The organism is Nisaea sp., from assembly GCF_017640745.1.
In the GTDB taxonomy this organism is placed as follows: Bacteria; Pseudomonadota; Alphaproteobacteria; order Thalassobaculales; family Thalassobaculaceae; genus Nisaea.
Map to the genome: position 1 here is coordinate 1 of NZ_JAEPQA010000079.1, position 525 is coordinate 525.

Genomic DNA, 525 nt, shown 5'->3' on the forward strand with positions numbered 1-525 from the left:
GTTGGAAAGGCCGATCGCCCTCACCTTGCCGGATTTCACCAGATCGGCGAGGGCGCCCAGCGTCTCCTCGATCGGCACGCTCTCGGCGTCCGGCTGGTGCTGATAGCCGAGCCGGCCGAAGGTATTGGTCGGGCGGTCGGGCCAGTGCACCTGGTAGTAGTCGACGTAATCGGTCCGGAGCCGCTTCAGGCTCGCGTCGAGGGCCTGGTTGATGCTCTCTCGGGTCAGCCGGTTGGCGCCGCCCCGGATGTATTTCCGATCGGTCGCCGGGCCGACCACCTTGGTCGCCAGGATCACCTTGTCGCGCTTGCCGCTCCTGATGAACCAGTTGCCGATGATCTCCTCGGTCTTGCCGTAACTCTGCTCGGTCGGCGGCACCGCGTACATCTCGGCGGTGTCGAAGAAGTTGATCCCGGCATCCAGCGCCCGGTCCATCTGTGCGAACCCGTCTTCCTGGGTGTTCTGCGTGCCGAAGGTCATGGTGCCGAGAGAGACGGCGCTCACAGTCATGCCGGTACGGCCGAG

General features: G+C 65.3%; 1 protein-coding gene. It reads right to left on the reverse strand.

What is annotated here, in order from left to right:
* Nucleotides 1-525 (reverse strand): aldo/keto reductase (locus JJ959_RS21315; protein WP_292888504.1); only part of this gene is annotated, 525 nt, incomplete at both ends.